The organism is Corallococcus sp. M7, from assembly GCF_054512695.1.
The window spans coordinates 4,214,330-4,229,558 of record NZ_CM137252.1; the positions used below are offsets into that span (position 1 = coordinate 4,214,330).

Below are 15,229 nucleotides of genomic sequence, written 5' to 3' on the forward strand. Positions count from 1 at the left end.
TTTGGAGGGCTCAGGGCTCGTCCGGGAGCGGTGCGCGTCCATGCCGCTGCTCGCACGCGGCGTTGGCCTCCAGGGCCTTCGCGGGCAGGTCGCCCAACAGGCCGCGCCGCTCGCCGGGTGTCAGGCACGCGGAGCTCGTCGCCTGGAGCTTCTCCTGGAGCCGCTCGATGGGGAGCGGCTCGCGCGGACGCCACACCCGGGCGCTGCCGTCCGTGGAGCCGGTGACGAGCCGGGGCTCCTCCGCGCGGGGGCTGAACACGGCCGAGGTCACCTCGCCCTCGTGCGCGGAGAGGACGAGGTACGGCTCGCCGGGTGCGTCCGTGAGCCAGACGCGGGCACGGCCATCCGCGCACGCGGTGACGACGCGGCTTCCATCCGGGCTCCAGGCGGCCCAGGGCACCGGCGCGTCGTGGCGCAGGAGCGCGCGCACGCCTCGCACCCGGCCGTGCTCCACGGTCCACAGGCGCGCCGTGCCGTCCTGCGAGGATGTGAGCACCTGGGTGGAGTCCTTCGGGTGGAACGCCGCGGAGAGGACCCAGTCGTCGTGGCTGTAGAGCGTGGCGGTGAGGCGCCCCTCCGCGCTCCAGATGCGGGCGGTGCCGTCTTGAGACGCGGTGATGAGGCGCTGGCCGTCGGGGCTGAAGGCCACGGAGCGGACCTGGTCGCCGTGGCCCTCCAGCGCGACGGGCGGCCGCGTCCCATCCACGCTCACGATGCGGGTGGCTCGCGCGCTGGAGGCGAGCGCCACGCGCTGGCCGTCCGGGCTGAAGGCGGCTCCGAAGAAGGGCTCGCGCTGGGACGCCAGCACGCGCCGGCCCGCGGTGCTTCCGTCCGTGGGCCACAGGCGCGCGGTGCCGTCCAGCGAGGCCGTCAGCAACCACCGGCCATCCGGGCTGAAGGCCACGGAGCGCACGTCCTGGGTGTGGCCTCGGAAGATGTGCGTGGCCCGGCCGTCCTCCGACCAGAGGCGCACCGCTCCGTCCTGCGACGCGGTGGCCACCTGCGTGCCGTCCGGGCTGAAGGCCACGGACCAGAGGAACCCCGCGGACGTCTGGAGCGGGAGCGAGTCCTGGGGCGCGTCCAGGCGCCAGACGCGCGCGGTGGTGTCGACGGAGGCGGTGACGACCTGCTTGCCGTCCGGACCGAAGCCGCCCCACAGCAGGGTGGACCGGTGGCCGAGCAGCAGCCGGGGCGGGGTGTCCTCCCGCGCGGACCACAGCCGCGCCGTGGTGTCCGAGGAGACGGTGAGGATCCACTCGCCCAGCGGCCCCCCGAACGTGGCCAGGCGCACGGCGCCCTGGTGGCCGCGCAGCACGCGAGGCTCGCCCCGTCCGTCGGCCCGGAAGAGGCGCGCGGTGGTGTCCACGGACGCGGTCACGACCCAATGCCCGTCCGGGCTGAAGCTCGCGGTGGTCAGCTCGCCCTGGTGTCCCCTGAGCGCCACGGGGGCGGTGGCGCCGTTGACGGGCCAGACGCGCGCGACGCCGTCCCGGGCCACCGTCAGCACGTGGGTGCCCTCCGGATCGAACGTGGCGGAGGTGACGGGGGCGGGGTGGGGCAACTCGTGCGGGCCTTCCGTCCCCTCCACGGGAACCAGGCGCGCGGTGCCGTCCAGCGAGGCCGTCAGCAGCCATTTCCCATCTGGGCTGAAGGCCACGGTCTGCACGGCGCCCCGATGCCGCACCTCGCGCGGCTCGCCGGTGCCGTCCACCCGCCACAGCCGCGCCAGCCCGTCTCGCGAGGCCGTGGCCACGCGCTGGCCATCCGGGCTGAAGGCCCCCCACTGCACGACGCCGCGATGTCTGAACGTGTGCAGCAACGTGCCGTCCACCGTGTTCCACAGCCGCGCGGTGCCGTCATGCGAGGAGGTGAGCACGCGCTGCCCTCCCGCCGGGCTGAAGGTGGCGTGGTAGACGGGCCCCGCGTGGCCGGTGAGCACCACCGGCGCGCCCTCGCCGCTGGTCCGCCACAGCCGCGCGGTGCCGTCCTTCGACGCCGTCACCACGCGCTGTCCGTCCGAGCTGACCTCCACGTGGACCACGGCCTGGGTGTGGCCGCGCAGCACCGCTCGGCTCAGCGGCTCCTGCAGGACCCCGGACACATCCTGGGCCCAGCCCCGGAGCCGGCCGGGCTCCTGGACCTCGCGAAGCATGAGCAGGGCCAGCGTGGGATTGTCCCGCCGCAACTTCCGGGCGACGTCCAGCAGCACCAGGTCCCTGGCGCGCTGGGCGTGGTGCTGCGCCTCCTGCCGCTCCCGCTGGGCACGCGCCTCCAGTTGGCGCGCGTTCCACGCGAGCCCCGCCATCCCCACCGCCACCACCAGCGCGGCCATCAGCAGCCGCACCAGGCGCTGGCGCGCCGATGCGTCCTGGGCCTCCGCGGAGGCCACGCTGGCGTCCAGCAGTTGGAGGACGTCCTCGCCCGGCTCCTCGCTGTAGCGCCGCAGGATGTCCTGCGCGTAGCCCAGCCGGCTTCCGGACAAGAGGTAGGGCGCGCCGCCATCGGGGGCACTCCGGTGCGCGATCCAATCCCGGGCCCAGGACTCCAGCTCGCGGAAGTGCTGGATGCGCTCGCGGTCCGCGCGGGCCCACTCCTCCAGCTCCGGCCAGGTGCGCAGCAGGGACTCGTGCGACAGCTGCAACCACTCCACGCCCGACGCGTCCTCTTCCCGGGTCAGCAGCCGCGCGGTGAGCAGCACGCCCAGCACCCGGTCGAAGTCGGCGCGGGGCTCCGGCGGGGTGGGGCGCAGTTGCTGCGAGCGAACCCGCCGGCGCCTGCCATGCGAGGGCCCGCCCTGGAAGTCCACCAGCTCCACCAGCAGCCGGCGCGCCTGCTTCTGCGCGCTCGGAGGCAGCGATTCATAGAGCCGGTTCGCCGCCCGCTTCAGCGCCCCCGCGACGCCGCCCAGGGCCGCGTAGGCGCGGTGGGTGAGCTGCTGTCCCTCGCGCTCCTCCCAGAGTTGATCCAACGCGTATTGGAGCAGCGGCAGCGACCCGGGCTCCTGCCCCACCTCCTGGAGGAGCCGGTCCACCAGTCCGGCCTCGAAGCGCAGCCCCACCTTGTGCGCGGGGCCCTCGATGGCCGCTCGCAGCGCATCGCCCTGGAGCTCCGTGACGAAGAGGCGGTGGGCGTCCGAATACACGGCCGCGTCCAGGCGCGTGCCCTCCGCGTCCACGACCAGGTCGCCGCAGCGTCCCAGGTAGTCCACCTGGAGCGTGGCCAGCACCACCACGCGGCGCTCCGGATCCTTCGCGAGGCTCCACAGCGCGGTGGCCAGGTCGCGGCGCGCCGGTGACTCCATCGCGGTGAAGAGGTCCTCGAAGGGATCCACCAGCAAGAGCTGCCGGCGCTCCGGTGGCACCTGGCGCACCTCGTGGAGCGTCTCCGCCGCGCCCTGTCCGGGCTTGAGCAGCCGCACCTCCCAGTCCGCGGCCCGAAGCTCCAGGGGCAGGCCCGCGAGGGCGAGCGAGGACTTGCCGCTGCCGGAGACACCGGCCAGCACCTGGAAGCGGGGACGCTGTCCCTCCACTGCTTCATGGACGCGCTGGAGCAGCTCCTCTTGGAGCGACTCGCGGCCGAAGAAGAAGCGGCGGTCCTCCTGCTGGAAGGGCAGGAGACCTCGATAAGGCCTCAGCGCCACCGGGCGCGTGTCTCCGCCGTGCTCCGAGCGCGCGTAGAGCTGGAGCGAGACGTGATCCAACGCGGTGGTGTCCAGCGCCAGCTGGCGCCGTGCATCCCCCACCGCCTCCTCCAGCGACGCGGGCGTCACCAGCAGCGCGCGGTAGAGGGCGCGCGTCAGCACCACGGAGCCCGGCACGGAGAGCAGCAGTCGCGAGGCCACCACCGCGGGCAGTCCCGCGCGGTGGAGCGCCTGGGCCACGCTGCCCAGGTGGTTGTCCGTCGCGCCCGCGCCGCTCTGGCACGCGCACAGCACCACCAGCCGCAACGTCGCCGCGTGGGGCATGAGCAGTTGGCGCAGCGTCGCGCCGTCCACCAGCTCCGGTTCGCCGCCCTCCCATGACGCGTCCCAGAGCAGGCCATACGTCTGCCCGCGCCGGCCGCCATGGCACAGCAGGTGGAGCACGGACACCGGTTCGCCGGGGCGGTTGAGCGCCTCCGACAGTGACGCCAGCGAGACATGTGGCAAGACGTCCCGCTCCGGCTCGAACGGATACGCGCCCTGGCGACAGGCGCCGCTCACCTCCTGCTGATGCGCCCGGGCCGGCACCTGGCCTCCGGCGGCGGACCAGGCGAAGAGGACGCGGCCCTGCTGGGAGGTGCCCGGCGTGGGCAGGTCTCCGGCCGCGGGCCATTCGTAGCGGATGAGGACGCCGGGCAGCTCCGCCACGGTGCGCCCGGAGGTGCCGAGCGTGAGCAGCTCCCAGGGCAGCGCGAACAGCTCCGCCGCGGCGAAGCGGAAGGTGAGGTGCACCGGGCGCCCCACCTGGACGGCGGCGGCGATGTCGTTCGCCTGGGCATCCCAGCCCACGCCTTCCAGGAACGCGCGCAGCCGCTCTCCCAGACGCTGCACCACGTTGCGGTCCGGCTGGGGCTTCTCCAGCTCCGCGAGGTCCGACAGGAGCGCCGGCTCCCAGTCGAGCGCCGCGCGCGCGTAGCTGCCCCGGGCGCGCCGCAAGAGGTACTCCTGCGGCTCCATCCGGAAGTGGAAGGGGTCGCCCGCCTCCTGCGCGCGCACCAGCTCCAGCAGCAGCTCCAGTGGCGCGGGCCTCGCGACGCCAGCGCTCATGGCGAGGCCGCCGGAACAGACACGGCGGGCTGTCCGTCCTGCCGCACCAGCCGGCCATCCAGGTCGTAGAGGGAGCTGGCCTGCTCCAGGAAGTGGAAGGGCAGCTTGATGTCCAGCTGCCGCGCGCGTCGCAGATGGATGGCCAGGTCCGGCGGGGAGATGACCCCCATGGGCAGCCGCGACGCCGGGAGGCGCGAGCCCAGCACCTCCAGCATGTATCGCGCGCTGAGCTGCCCGGCGCTCTTGAAGGGCACGCCAATGGACATGACCGCGCTGGCATTCCCCTCCCGCACGGCCTCGCGCACGGAGCCCAGCACCGGGATGCCCTCGGAGTACCGGTCGATGCGCTCCAGCTCGTCGTACACCGCGGAGGAGGTGGTGACCCAGAAGAGGCTGTGCCTGCCGCCGGGGTCTATCTGCCGCATCGCGCGGGCCATGCGCGGAAGCTGCTCGGAGAGCGTCTCCTCCGCGCCGCGCTTGCCCTCCACCGCCAGCTCCAGCAACTGGAAGCCGTCGCGCGCGGACAGCCGCCGCATGGCCTCCGCCTCCACCTCCACCGTGCTCTGGTTGCGGCGGTCGTAGACCACCGTCAGCACCTTCAACGGACCCAGCAGCTCCTGGAGGTAGTGCAGCTGCACGTCGGGAGAGAGCGACAGCGAGACGAAGGCCATGTTGTCCGGCTTGGCCTGCTGTGAAGCGCCTTCCTCGAAGCCCAGCCACAGCTCCGGCGCCTTGCACAGCGCCACCACCGGCGTGGGCTGGTTGCCGAAGCGGTTGTAGAGAAAGCGCGTCGCGTCCGAGCCCATGGCGACGATGAGGTCGAACTGGCCGGAGTCCGCCAGCGCCAGCATCCGCTCCTGCTCCTCGCGGCCCGTGCCGAGCTTGTAGAGCGTGAGGCCCACCCGCACGTGCTGATTGCGCAGCACGGGCAGCATGCCCTCCAGGATCCAGTTGAGGCTGCTCTGCGCCACGGTGAGCAGCACCAGCACCTCGCGCACCTGGACCTGGGGCGTGGGGGGCTGCTCGGGCGTGATGAGGATCCGCTGCGCGGTCGCCTCCACCCGCCAGCCGCGAAGCGTCTCCGGAGGCAGGGCCACCCAGGTGGAGATGTCATCCGGCTGTGCCTGGCTCGGAAGCGGCACGCACAGGAGCAGCAGCAGGCCCAGCAGCCAGTCACGCATGGCGCACCTCGCGACCGGGCCGGCCCGGGTCATCCAGGAATGGGCGGCCCCCAGCAGCAGCACCCCGACGCCCAGCCCGCCGAGCACCGGGAGCGGATCCTCCGAAGGCTTCCAGAAGGCGCTGACAAGGAGAGGCCCCACGCATTGTCCGAGCACGCCGAGCAGCGGAGCGATGGAGGCCCAGGAGCGCCTGCGCACGCCCTCGACAGGCTGGCTTTCGACGTGGTGGTCGAGCGGGACGTGGACGAGCCCGAGGGACATTCCCAGCAGGCAGAGCGCCGGCGCGCGGACGGGCTCCAGCGAGCCGGAGGCCGCGAGCGCGAGCAGTGACAGCCCCATGCCCAGCACGCCCCCCTGAAGCAGCCGCCGGCTCCCATCGAGGCGCGAGGGCAGGGCATGGGGAAGCAACGCGCCCAGCGCGACGAGGGCGAGCAACTGCCCGATGCGGTCCGTGTCCTTGCCCTCGCCCACGAGCCACAGGGGCAACACGAGCCCGAGCACGCCCCCGCGCGCGAGCCAAGACGGCAGCCCGACGAACAGCAGCGCCCACCGGTGCTCGCGCGAACTCCACGCCCCTGGAGGCAGCGGCGGAAGCGCGAGGGAGACCCGGAAGGCACGAGGCGTGGCGGACCGGTCCCGCGTCTCCAGCGGGGGCAGCCAGAGCCGTGAATACGCGAGCGCCCCCAGTCCACAGAGGGCCGCGAACAGGAACACCGGGGACGGGCCCAGGTGGGCCGCCACGAGCGCGCCCAGCACCATGCCGGCGAGCAGGCCACCGCCCCGGGCCAGGGTGAGCCGCGCGAGGCGCCGGGGCGGCTGTCCCGGGGGAAGCGCGGCGAGCAGATACGCCCGCGTCCCGGCGGCCAGCGCCCCCAGCCCGAACCCGCAGAGCCCGCGCAGCACCAGCCACGCGCGCAAGTCCGAGGTGAACGCCATCAACGCGAAGGCCGCGATGGACACGCCCAGGGCCACCACGAGCCAGCGCCCGAGGTGACCCCGCCGCGCGTAACGCTCGGAGGGGACGAACGCGAGCGCGCAGGCCCCCTGGAAGGCGACGGCGAGCAGCGCGGCGCCACCGCCCGGGAAGAGGGCCTCCGCGGCGACGGGGAGGAAGGCGAAGGGGAGCCCCTCCAGGAAGCCGCCGAGGAAGGCAAGGGGTTGGAGCCGGCCCACCGTCCGCTGCTCGAAGACGCGCGAGCCCGAGCCACGCCGGGGCAGGGGCGCCAGCGCTCCGAGCACCAGCAGGCCCAACAGGCTCGAGGCGGCGAAGAGGAAGACGAAGCCCGGGACGGTGCGCCACAGCCGAGCCTGGAGCGCGCCCTTCGCGGCGCCGACCTCCAGGCGCACGGGGAGGTTCCACGGGCCCTCCGTGAGCTCCAGGTCGATGGTGTACTCGAAGCGCTCATCCCCCGTGCGCTCCGCCCCTGCGTCCACCTGGACGAGCACCCGCTCATCCGCGATGAGCGCCAGCGAGCCCAGGTCCGCGTTGGTGCGCTGATACTCCTCCAGCAGGGTGTCCAGGCCCCGCAGGTGGGAGATCGTCAGGCCCAGCCGCGCCGCCTCGTTCAGCCGCCGCGCCAGCGAATGCGCCAGGCTGCTGGTGCGCTGGTGCAGCCCGTCCGAATAGAGGTCCGCAAGCGCCAGGGACGTGGCCAGCGTCAGGCCCAGGAAGCCCGCGCCGAACGCCGCGCCCAGCCAGCGCCGGGGATGCCGCATCCACAGCCGCTGCGCGCCCCACACGAAGGTCCCCAGGAACAACAGACATCCGCCCAGCAGCGTGAAGAGGGGCTGGCAGCGCCGCAGCACCCGCTGGGACACCGCCTCCCGGGACAGCACCAGCTCCAGGCGTCCCACCTCCCCGAAGCGGTCCGACAGCGGCAGCGACACGCGGAAGGAGTTCGCGTCCTCCGTCACCGCGAAGCGCTGGTGGGGCAGGGGAGTCACGCGGCGGGCCGGGGGGGCGGGAACCTCCGGGCCGGGAGGTTCGGAGAAGAGCAGCCGGCCCTGGTCATCCAGGACGCGGACCGCCTCCAGCGTGGGGTCCGCCTGGCGCAGCGTGCGCGCCAGTTGGGTGAAGCCGGTGAACTGCTCCAGCGCCATCCCCACGCGAAGGAACATCTCCACCGGCCCCTGGAGGATCGCGCCCTGCGCCGCGAGCCGCTCGAACTGGAGGCGGGCATCCCCGCGCCACGCCTCGCCCAGCCCCAGCGCGACGACCCCTCCGAGCGAGGCGGCCAGCACCAGGAGGAGGGCGCCAAGCCGGGCCCGGCGCAACCCGCGCCCGTGCCGGAGGGAATGGACAGACATGGTTTACCAAGGACGGTCCGGCTCCACCGGTGTGAACGGTTCACAAAGACATCCATGTTGCCGTCCCAGGGGCATGCCCACACCCCAATTGCGTGCCTTTGTCTTGATGTCTGTTTTTGTATCAATACTCTTGCTGGCTCCCCAGGCCCGCGCGGAATCCGCGCCGCCCACGGGAGCCACCGTCCTCCAGAGCCGCGACGGCCGGTCCGCGCTGCGCGTGGGCATGGGCCTGCAGACGGACCTGCGGCTGACGCCCACCGACGATGGGCTCCAGAGCACCTTCCTCGTCCGCCGCGCGCGCATCAACCTGGCCGGCACGTTGGCGCCCTTCGCGGACGTGCGGCTCATCACCGACGTGGGCCTGCGTGACACGCCCCTCTACCAGGACGCATGGTTGGAGTTGCGAGCCACGCCCTGGCTGCGGCTGCGCGCGGGCCGGCTCAAGGTCCCCTTCGGCTACGAGTGGCTGGAGACCTCCTCCACCTTCCTGGACTTCGTCGAGCAGTCCCTCCTCTTCTCCCTGGTGCTGCCCCGGTACGACCAGGACCTGGCGCTCCACGGCGAATTGGCCGGCAACCACGTGGAGTACTGGCTGGGCCTCTTCAACGAGGCGAGCAGCAAGGCGCGCGACGAAGACCGCGGGAAGATGCTGGCGGGCCGCATCGCCGTGACACCCGCGGAGGGCGTCTCCGTCGCGGTGAGCGCCACCCACGCACTGGGCGACAACCTGCCGGAGGAGGCGCGCGGCAAGCTGGCCACGGGCTTCTCCTTCCTGACGGCGCCCCAGTACAAGCTGACGTACGCGACGGGCGCCACGGGCCTGTTCATCGCTCCGCCCGAATGGCGCCTGGGCGCGGACTTCGTCTCCTTCCAGGGGCCCACGTCGCTGAAGGTGGAGTACGCCCGCTTTTTCTCTCCTTCGCGCGAGGACTGGCTCACCGCCGCGGACCTGGGCAAGGAGGACCGGCGCGTGCACCTGGCGGGGCTTCGCTCCCAGGCCTTCTACGCGTCCGGCACGTGGGTGCTGACGGGCGAGAAGAAGCAGGAGCGGGGCGTGGACCCGGCGCGGCCGTTCGACCCGGGCGCGGACAGATATGGCGCGGGTGCCTGGGAGCTGGGGCTGCGCTACGGCTTCGCGCGGCTGCGCTTCGAGGGACTGCCCGGCCATGACGGGCCTTCCGAGGAGCGACTCCAGGAGGTGACCGCCGGCCTCAACTGGTACCTCAACTCCACCACCCGCTGGATGTTCAACGCCAGCCGGTACGTCTTCGCCGGAGACCGCCCCCACTACGACGAGCTCCTCATGCGCATCCAGTGGTTCTTCTAGAGGGGAGCGCGGGGCCATGAGTCTGTTCTTCAAGCTGGGGGCCGCGACCGCGGCCATCCTGTGCTTCTCCATCGCGCTGATCGTCCTGCTCAACTTCGCCAAGTTCGAGACGACGCTCGGGGAACTTCAGCAGTCACGGCTGCGCGTGCTGGCACTGGACGCGAAGGCCTCCACCGAGGCGGCCATCGACCTGGGTCTGGCGCTGCCCGCCGTCCGCGACGCGCAGCAGATCCTCACCCGCGTGTCCGGCATGGACCCGGACATCCGGGGCGTCGCCATCCTCGACCGCCGGGGCACGGTGCTGTTCCAGAGCGGGCTGCACGCCACCACCCATCTGCCCGGATCCGCCCGGGATCGGGCCGCCTGGTTCGAGGCCGCCGCCGCCGCGCACGGCGGCACCTGGAGCCATTCGGACCGCGAGGCCCTGCTGGTGGGCGCGCCCATCCTCAACCCCTTCAGCCAGCCCGTGGGCCTGGTGCTCATCGCCTATGACCGCAAGGCGCTGGATGCGCGCGCGAGCGCCTTCCTCCACACCTTCGCCCGCCAGGCGCTGTGGCCATTGGCCGTCGGCTTCGCGCTCGTCTGCGCCGTGATGTGGATGCTGCTGAGGCCGCTGGGCCAGCGCTTCCAGGCGATGGAGCAGGCCTTCCGGAACATGGACGGCCCGGCGCACGTGCCCCCGTCAGACGAAGCGCTGCGCGCCTTCGACGCGCGCTACCAGGAGGCCTCCCTGGCCCTGGCCCGCGCGGAGCGCTCGCTGGAGGGCCCGGCATGAGCCCCCCCACGAACGACGGAAGTCTGTCCCGGGGCCGCATCTGGAAGGTGAGCCTGCTGCCCACGCTGCTCATCGTGGCCACGCTGGTGGCGGCGTCCATCCAGGCCTCGCGCCTGTTCGAGCAGTCCTTGCGGCCAGACCTGCGCGCCAAGGCGGAGACGCTGGCCCAGACCGTGGCGCTCCAGTTCCACCGCGCCGCGGACCTGGGCATCCCGGTGAACCGGCTGGGCGCGGCGGATGCCTACCTGGACGACGCGGCCCTGGGCCACGAGGAGATCCGCTACATCGGCTTCGCCTCGCCGGACGGCCGCCTGCTGTACGCGTCCAAGGACCTGAAGGCGAAGCCCGCGTCCTTCTTCGACAAGGTGCTCAAGGCCCACGCGCTCGAGGAGTCGCGCGGGCTGGCGCGCCTGGACGGCGACCTGGACCTGGTCCACCCCGTGGAGTCGCGGGGGCGCATCATCGGCCAGCTGCACCTGGGCATCGACGCGACGTACGCCGAACAGCGGCTCCAGGAGATCCACACCGACATCCTCATCACCCTGTTCGTGACGGCGCTGGTCACCGTGGAGGTGCTCATGGCGCTGATGGGCCTGCTGGTCCTCCGGCCGCTGCGGCTGTTGCGGCGCCTGCTGGAGCTGGGCGGGGAGGGGGACTTCACGCGGCAGGCCCGGGTGCGGCTGCACGACGAGGCCACCCGGGCGCTGGCCGCCGCGGGCAGGCTGGTGCGCGCCCTCAACCGCCGCCACGCGGCGCTGGACGAACGCGCGGCCCGGACGCTGGACGAGCGCTTCCGCTTCGGGGACCCGAAGGCCCCCGCCGCGCTGGAGGAGCCCGGGACGAGCGACCTGCGGTTGCCGCTGTTCGTCTTCCTCTTCGGCTCGGAGCTGTCGCGCTCGTTCTGGCCGCTGTTCGTCAAGCGGCTGTATCAGCCCGGCCCGTACTTCTCCGAGAGCTTCATGGTCGCGCTGCCCATGTCGCTGTGGGTCACCGCGATGGTGGTGTGCACGCCGCTGGCGGGGCGCCTGCTCAACACCCGGAGCAGCCGCGTGGCGATGCTGGTGGGCATGGTGCCCGCCGGCCTGGGCCTGTTCATGACGGGCCTCGCGTCCAGCCTCACGGAGCTCTTCCTGTGGCGCGTCGTCACCGCGGGCGGCTACGGCATCGTGACGACCACGGCGCTGTTGCACGTGGCGCGCACGTCGAAGCAGAGCCACGGCGCGCGGAGCATGGGCGTGTTCGTGGGCGCGTCCACGGCCGCCAGCGTCTGTGGCACCGCCATTGGCGGCATCCTCGCGGACCGCATCGGCTACGCGGCGACGTTCGGGGTGGCCTCGGCGCTGGTGGCCCTGGCCATGGCGCTGGTGCTGCTGCTGGCCCCGGACCTGGGACCTGTCCGGGCTCGGGAGGAGGGTGGGGTTCGCCCGACGGCGGCCTCCGCCTACCTGGGCATCCTCAAGCGCGGGCGCGTGCTGCTCTTCATCCTGCTGGCGGCCATGCCGGCGCGCCTGGTGCTGACGGGCTTCCTCTTCTACCTGACGCCCCTGCGCCTGCATGAGATGGGCTTCACGGAAGCCGCCATCGGCCGGTTGATGATGGGCTACTTCATCGTCACGGTGTTCGCCACGCCGGTGGTGTCGCTGCTGGCGGACCGCCATGGCTGGCACCGCGGGATGATGCTCGTGGGCGGCGGGCTGTCCGGGCTGGGCGTGCTGCTGTTCGCGTCGGCTGGTGGCTCGTGGCCGCTGTTGGCCGCGGTGCTGCTGGTGGGCCTGGGACAGGCGCTGGCTGCCACGCCGCTGCTCGCCAGCATCCCGCCGCTCTTCGCCGAGGAGTGCGCCGGGTTCGGCCTGGACTCGCTCCTGTCCGTCTTCCGGATGATCGAGCGCGTGGGCAGCCTCGTCGGCCCGCTGCTCGCCGCCGCGCTGCTGGGCGCCAGCGGCTTCGTGCGCAGCACCCACGTCATCGGCGTCGGGATGCTCGCGCTCACCGCGGGCCTCGCCGCCTACCTCTTCCTGAGATCCCTTCCACCCACCACTCCCACTCCGAAAGCCCCATGACCGCCATGACCCAGAACCTGTTGAAGCTGACGCCCACGCAGCGCGAGCAGTTGGACGTGTTGTTCCTCGCCCAGTACGCGCCGGATCCCGGCGCCCCCTGGCCCGAACTGCACCCGGAGCACGGCGTGCTCCCGCGCTACAACCACGAGCTGTTCCACACGCTGACCGGACTGGGGCTGCGGTGCACGCCGTGCCGCTCGCTGGAGGACCTGGTCCACATCCGCAGCGAGCCCAACTACGTCTTCACGCTGCTCAACCGCGCGCCGGTCCGCAACTCGGAGGTCTTCACGTCGGCGTTCTGCGAGTGGTTGCAGGTCCCCTACCTGGGCGCGCCGCCCAACATCCGCGCGCTGGCGGAGGACAAGCACCTCACCAAGCTGATGGCGCGCTCGCTGGGCATCCCCACGGCGCCCTGGGTGACGAGCCCGGCGGAGGGGAAGCTGCCGTCAGCGCCGGACTTCAAGGGGCCGTGGATCATCAAGCCGCGCTTCGGCGCCGCGTCCGTGGGCATCTCCGACGACAGCATCCAGGAGACGGAGGCCGGCCTGCACGCGCGCCTGCGCCTGTTCCAGGACCTGGGCCAGGCCTGCCTCGTGGAGCAGTTGGTGCCCGGCCTGGACCTGACGGTGCCGGTGCTGGGCGGCGAGGAGCCCCTGGTGCTGGGCGTCGCGGAGGAGACCTCCTCGCTGCCGCACGGCATCGTCACCCACCGGCAGAAGCGGCTCTTGGAGGGCGGGCGCGAGCGCCGCATGGCGCAGGAGGGCCCGCTCACGGAGCGCCTGCGGATGTACGCGCTCCGGCTGTGCGCCGCGGTGCGGGACTTCGACTACCTGCGCGTCGACTTCCGCCAGCACCGCGACACCGGCGAGCTGTACCTGCTGGAGTTCAACATCGGCTGCAACCTGGGCAGCCACGCGGCGGTGATGTTCACCGCGCGCCACGCGGGCTTCCAGCAGGCGGACGTCATCGAGCACATCCTGCGGCACAGCCTGGACCGCCAGGGCCGGATGTGGCGGAGCGCGTCCGCCCGGACGGAGGCGGGGCGATGACGCTCCGGGCCTTCCTCGCCGCGCTCGTCCTGGTGTCGGCGGCCTCCGCCTCCGCGAAGCCCTACCGCGTCTTCATGGTCATCCACCGCACCGGCGCGGAGGCGGACCAGGGCTTCCGGGACTACCTGCTCAGCGCGGGGCTGGAAGTCGAGTTCACGGTCCGCAACATCGAAGGCGACGCGAACCGGCTGCCCGCGGTCATCCAGGAGATCCGCGCGCGGCGTCCGGACCTCATCTATGCCCAGAGCACGCTGGTGACGGAGGGGCTCGTGGGCCGGGTGGGGGAGGTGGACCCCGCGCGGCACATCACCGACGTCCCGGTGGTCTTCGCCATGGTGTCGGATCCCATCGCGTCGGGGCTGGTGACGCGGCTGGAGGGCTCCGGGCGCAACCTCACCGGCGCCATCCACGTGGCCTCGCTGCCCGTGCAGCTCAAGGCCATGCAGTCCTTCATGCCGCTCAAGCGGCTGGGCGTCGCCTACAACCCGTCCGAGCCGTCCCAGCGCAACATGTTCGACAAGCTCAAGCAGCTCACCGCGCAGGCGGGCATCGAACTGGTGGCGGTGCATCCGCTCGGCAAGGACGGAAAGCCGGACGCGGCGCGCCTGCCCGCGATGATGCAGTCGCTGGCGGCCCGGAGGCCGGACCTGGTGTACCTGCCTCCGGTGAACTTCTTCGCGCCGCACAGCCAGCTGCTGATGGACGAAGCGATCCGCCTGGGCCTGCCCACCTTCTGCGCCATCGAGGTGCAGCTGGAGGCAGGCGGGATGATGGGACTGGTGGCGCCCTTCTACAACGTCGGGGGCCTGGCGGGCTTCAAGGCCACGCAGATATTGCGTGAGCACCGCTCCGCGGCGGAGCTGCCCGTGGAGACGCTGTCCCGCTTCTCCTTCGAGGTGAACATGCCGGCCGCGCACGCGCTGGGGCTGTACCCGCCCATGCACATCCTCAGGTACGCGCGGATTCGCGAGCGGTAGCCCGGGCCGCCTCCACGGTCCCCAGGTGCAGCAGCTCCTGTAGCAGGTCGAGCAGGAGCTGCTGTCCCAGGTCGTGGCCCACCGCGTGCGAGAAGCAGTACGCCAGCCGCAGGATGCCCCAGCGCTGCGCGAGGGTCGCGGGCGCGAGCGCGATGTCCGTCAGCCGCTGGCACAGCGCCTCCAGCGGCGAGACCACCTGCGACCCGAAGGCGATGCGGCGCAGCAGCTGGCCGGTGAGCTCCTGGAGGAAGGGCGCGTCCTCCCGTGAAGCCTCCAGCGCCAGCGTCTCCGCCTCCGTCAGGTGTGCCTCCAGCCCCGCCGCCAGCAGCACCGTCTCCAGCACGCGGGCGTGCCGCGGGTGCGCGGGCTCCGCCGCCAGCGCGACGGGGGACATCCCGTCCTGGATGCCCAGGCGCATGTCGCGCGCCTGGGCCGGGGTCAGCCCCAGCTCGCGGCACAGCTGGGCCAGCGGCAGCTGCGCCGGACCCTGGCGTCCGCCGTGCGCGGCCCGCAGCGCCAGGCCATAGGCCAGCAGGCGGTTGGGGATGTCCGGCAGCCGCACGCGCAGCGACGCGAAGAATGCGTCGCCCTCCAGCGGGGCTCCGGTCCGGCGCGCCAGGCGATGCGCAAGCAGCTCGCGCCGGGGGTCGTTGACCTCCGGATCGCCCAGCACACCGCGCCAGGCCTCCAGTTGCTTCGCCGGGGTGAGGGGCCCCTTCGCCTGGAGGACGAAGAGCACCGCGTCCAGCAGCGCCAGGTCCCTTGCTTCGCAAGCCTCTGAGATGTGCGTTCGGATCATGCCGCCA

8 protein-coding genes are annotated in these 15,229 nt (G+C 72.6%); 5 read left to right on the forward strand and 3 right to left on the reverse strand.

The window, feature by feature from the left end:
• Positions 1–10: 10 nt before the first annotated feature.
• Positions 11–4,747, reverse strand: coding sequence for an nSTAND1 domain-containing NTPase (locus tag ACX114_RS17225; RefSeq protein ID WP_459299183.1), 4,737 nt, complete (start codon positions 4,745–4,747; stop codon positions 11–13).
• Complete coding sequence (locus ACX114_RS17230; protein ID WP_459299184.1) at positions 4,744–8,235, reverse strand: MFS transporter; 3,492 nt, start codon at positions 8,233–8,235, stop codon at positions 4,744–4,746. Before ACX114_RS17230 ends, ACX114_RS17225 begins: the two co-directional genes overlap by 4 nt.
• 130 nt (positions 8,236–8,365) lie before the next feature.
• Here ACX114_RS17230 and ACX114_RS17235 point away from each other — a divergent pair, with 130 nt between their 5' ends.
• The 5 genes from ACX114_RS17235 to ACX114_RS17255 are packed head-to-tail and all read left to right on the forward strand — an operon-like array spanning position 8,366 to position 14,423.
• Positions 8,366–9,562 (forward strand): porin, encoded by a 1,197-nt coding sequence (locus ACX114_RS17235; RefSeq protein WP_459299185.1) that lies wholly within the window; start codon positions 8,366–8,368, stop codon positions 9,560–9,562.
• 16 nt (positions 9,563–9,578) lie between these two features.
• Entirely contained in the window at positions 9,579–10,337 is a 759-nt protein-coding gene (locus tag ACX114_RS17240) for a hypothetical protein (protein ID WP_459299186.1), read from the forward strand.
• Positions 10,334–12,397: an MFS transporter gene (locus ACX114_RS17245; protein WP_459299187.1), complete on the forward strand. Its 2,064-nt coding sequence runs from the start codon at positions 10,334–10,336 to the stop codon at positions 12,395–12,397. Before ACX114_RS17240 ends, ACX114_RS17245 begins: the two co-directional genes overlap by 4 nt.
• Complete coding sequence (locus ACX114_RS17250; protein WP_459299188.1) at positions 12,394–13,446, forward strand: D-alanine--D-alanine ligase family protein; 1,053 nt, start codon at positions 12,394–12,396, stop codon at positions 13,444–13,446. The genes ACX114_RS17245 and ACX114_RS17250 overlap by 4 nt, the downstream gene beginning before the upstream one ends.
• Positions 13,443–14,423, forward strand: coding sequence for an ABC transporter substrate-binding protein (locus tag ACX114_RS17255; protein WP_459299189.1), 981 nt, complete (start codon positions 13,443–13,445; stop codon positions 14,421–14,423). The genes ACX114_RS17250 and ACX114_RS17255 overlap by 4 nt, the downstream gene beginning before the upstream one ends.
• Here the strand turns inward: ACX114_RS17255 and ACX114_RS17260 are convergent.
• The gene (locus ACX114_RS17260) at positions 14,395–15,222 is read right to left on the reverse strand and encodes a hypothetical protein (protein WP_459299190.1); all 828 of its coding nucleotides are present in this window, start codon (positions 15,220–15,222) and stop codon (positions 14,395–14,397) included. The genes ACX114_RS17255 and ACX114_RS17260 overlap by 29 nt on opposite strands.
• Between the last annotated feature and the right edge of the window lie 7 nt (positions 15,223–15,229).

Coding starts and splice junctions, on each gene's coding strand:
- ACX114_RS17225 (WP_459299183.1), bottom strand. CDS start 4,747: ATGAGCGCTGGCGTCGCGAGGCCCGCGCCACTGGAGCTGCTGCTGGAG.
- ACX114_RS17230 (WP_459299184.1), bottom strand. CDS start 8,235: ATGTCTGTCCATTCCCTCCGGCACGGGCGCGGGTTGCGCCGGGCCCGG.
- ACX114_RS17240 (WP_459299186.1), top strand. CDS start 9,579: ATGAGTCTGTTCTTCAAGCTGGGGGCCGCGACCGCGGCCATCCTGTGC.
- ACX114_RS17245 (WP_459299187.1), top strand. CDS start 10,334: ATGAGCCCCCCCACGAACGACGGAAGTCTGTCCCGGGGCCGCATCTGG.
- ACX114_RS17250 (WP_459299188.1), top strand. CDS start 12,394: ATGACCGCCATGACCCAGAACCTGTTGAAGCTGACGCCCACGCAGCGC.
- ACX114_RS17255 (WP_459299189.1), top strand. CDS start 13,443: ATGACGCTCCGGGCCTTCCTCGCCGCGCTCGTCCTGGTGTCGGCGGCC.
- ACX114_RS17260 (WP_459299190.1), bottom strand. CDS start 15,222: ATGATCCGAACGCACATCTCAGAGGCTTGCGAAGCAAGGGACCTGGCG.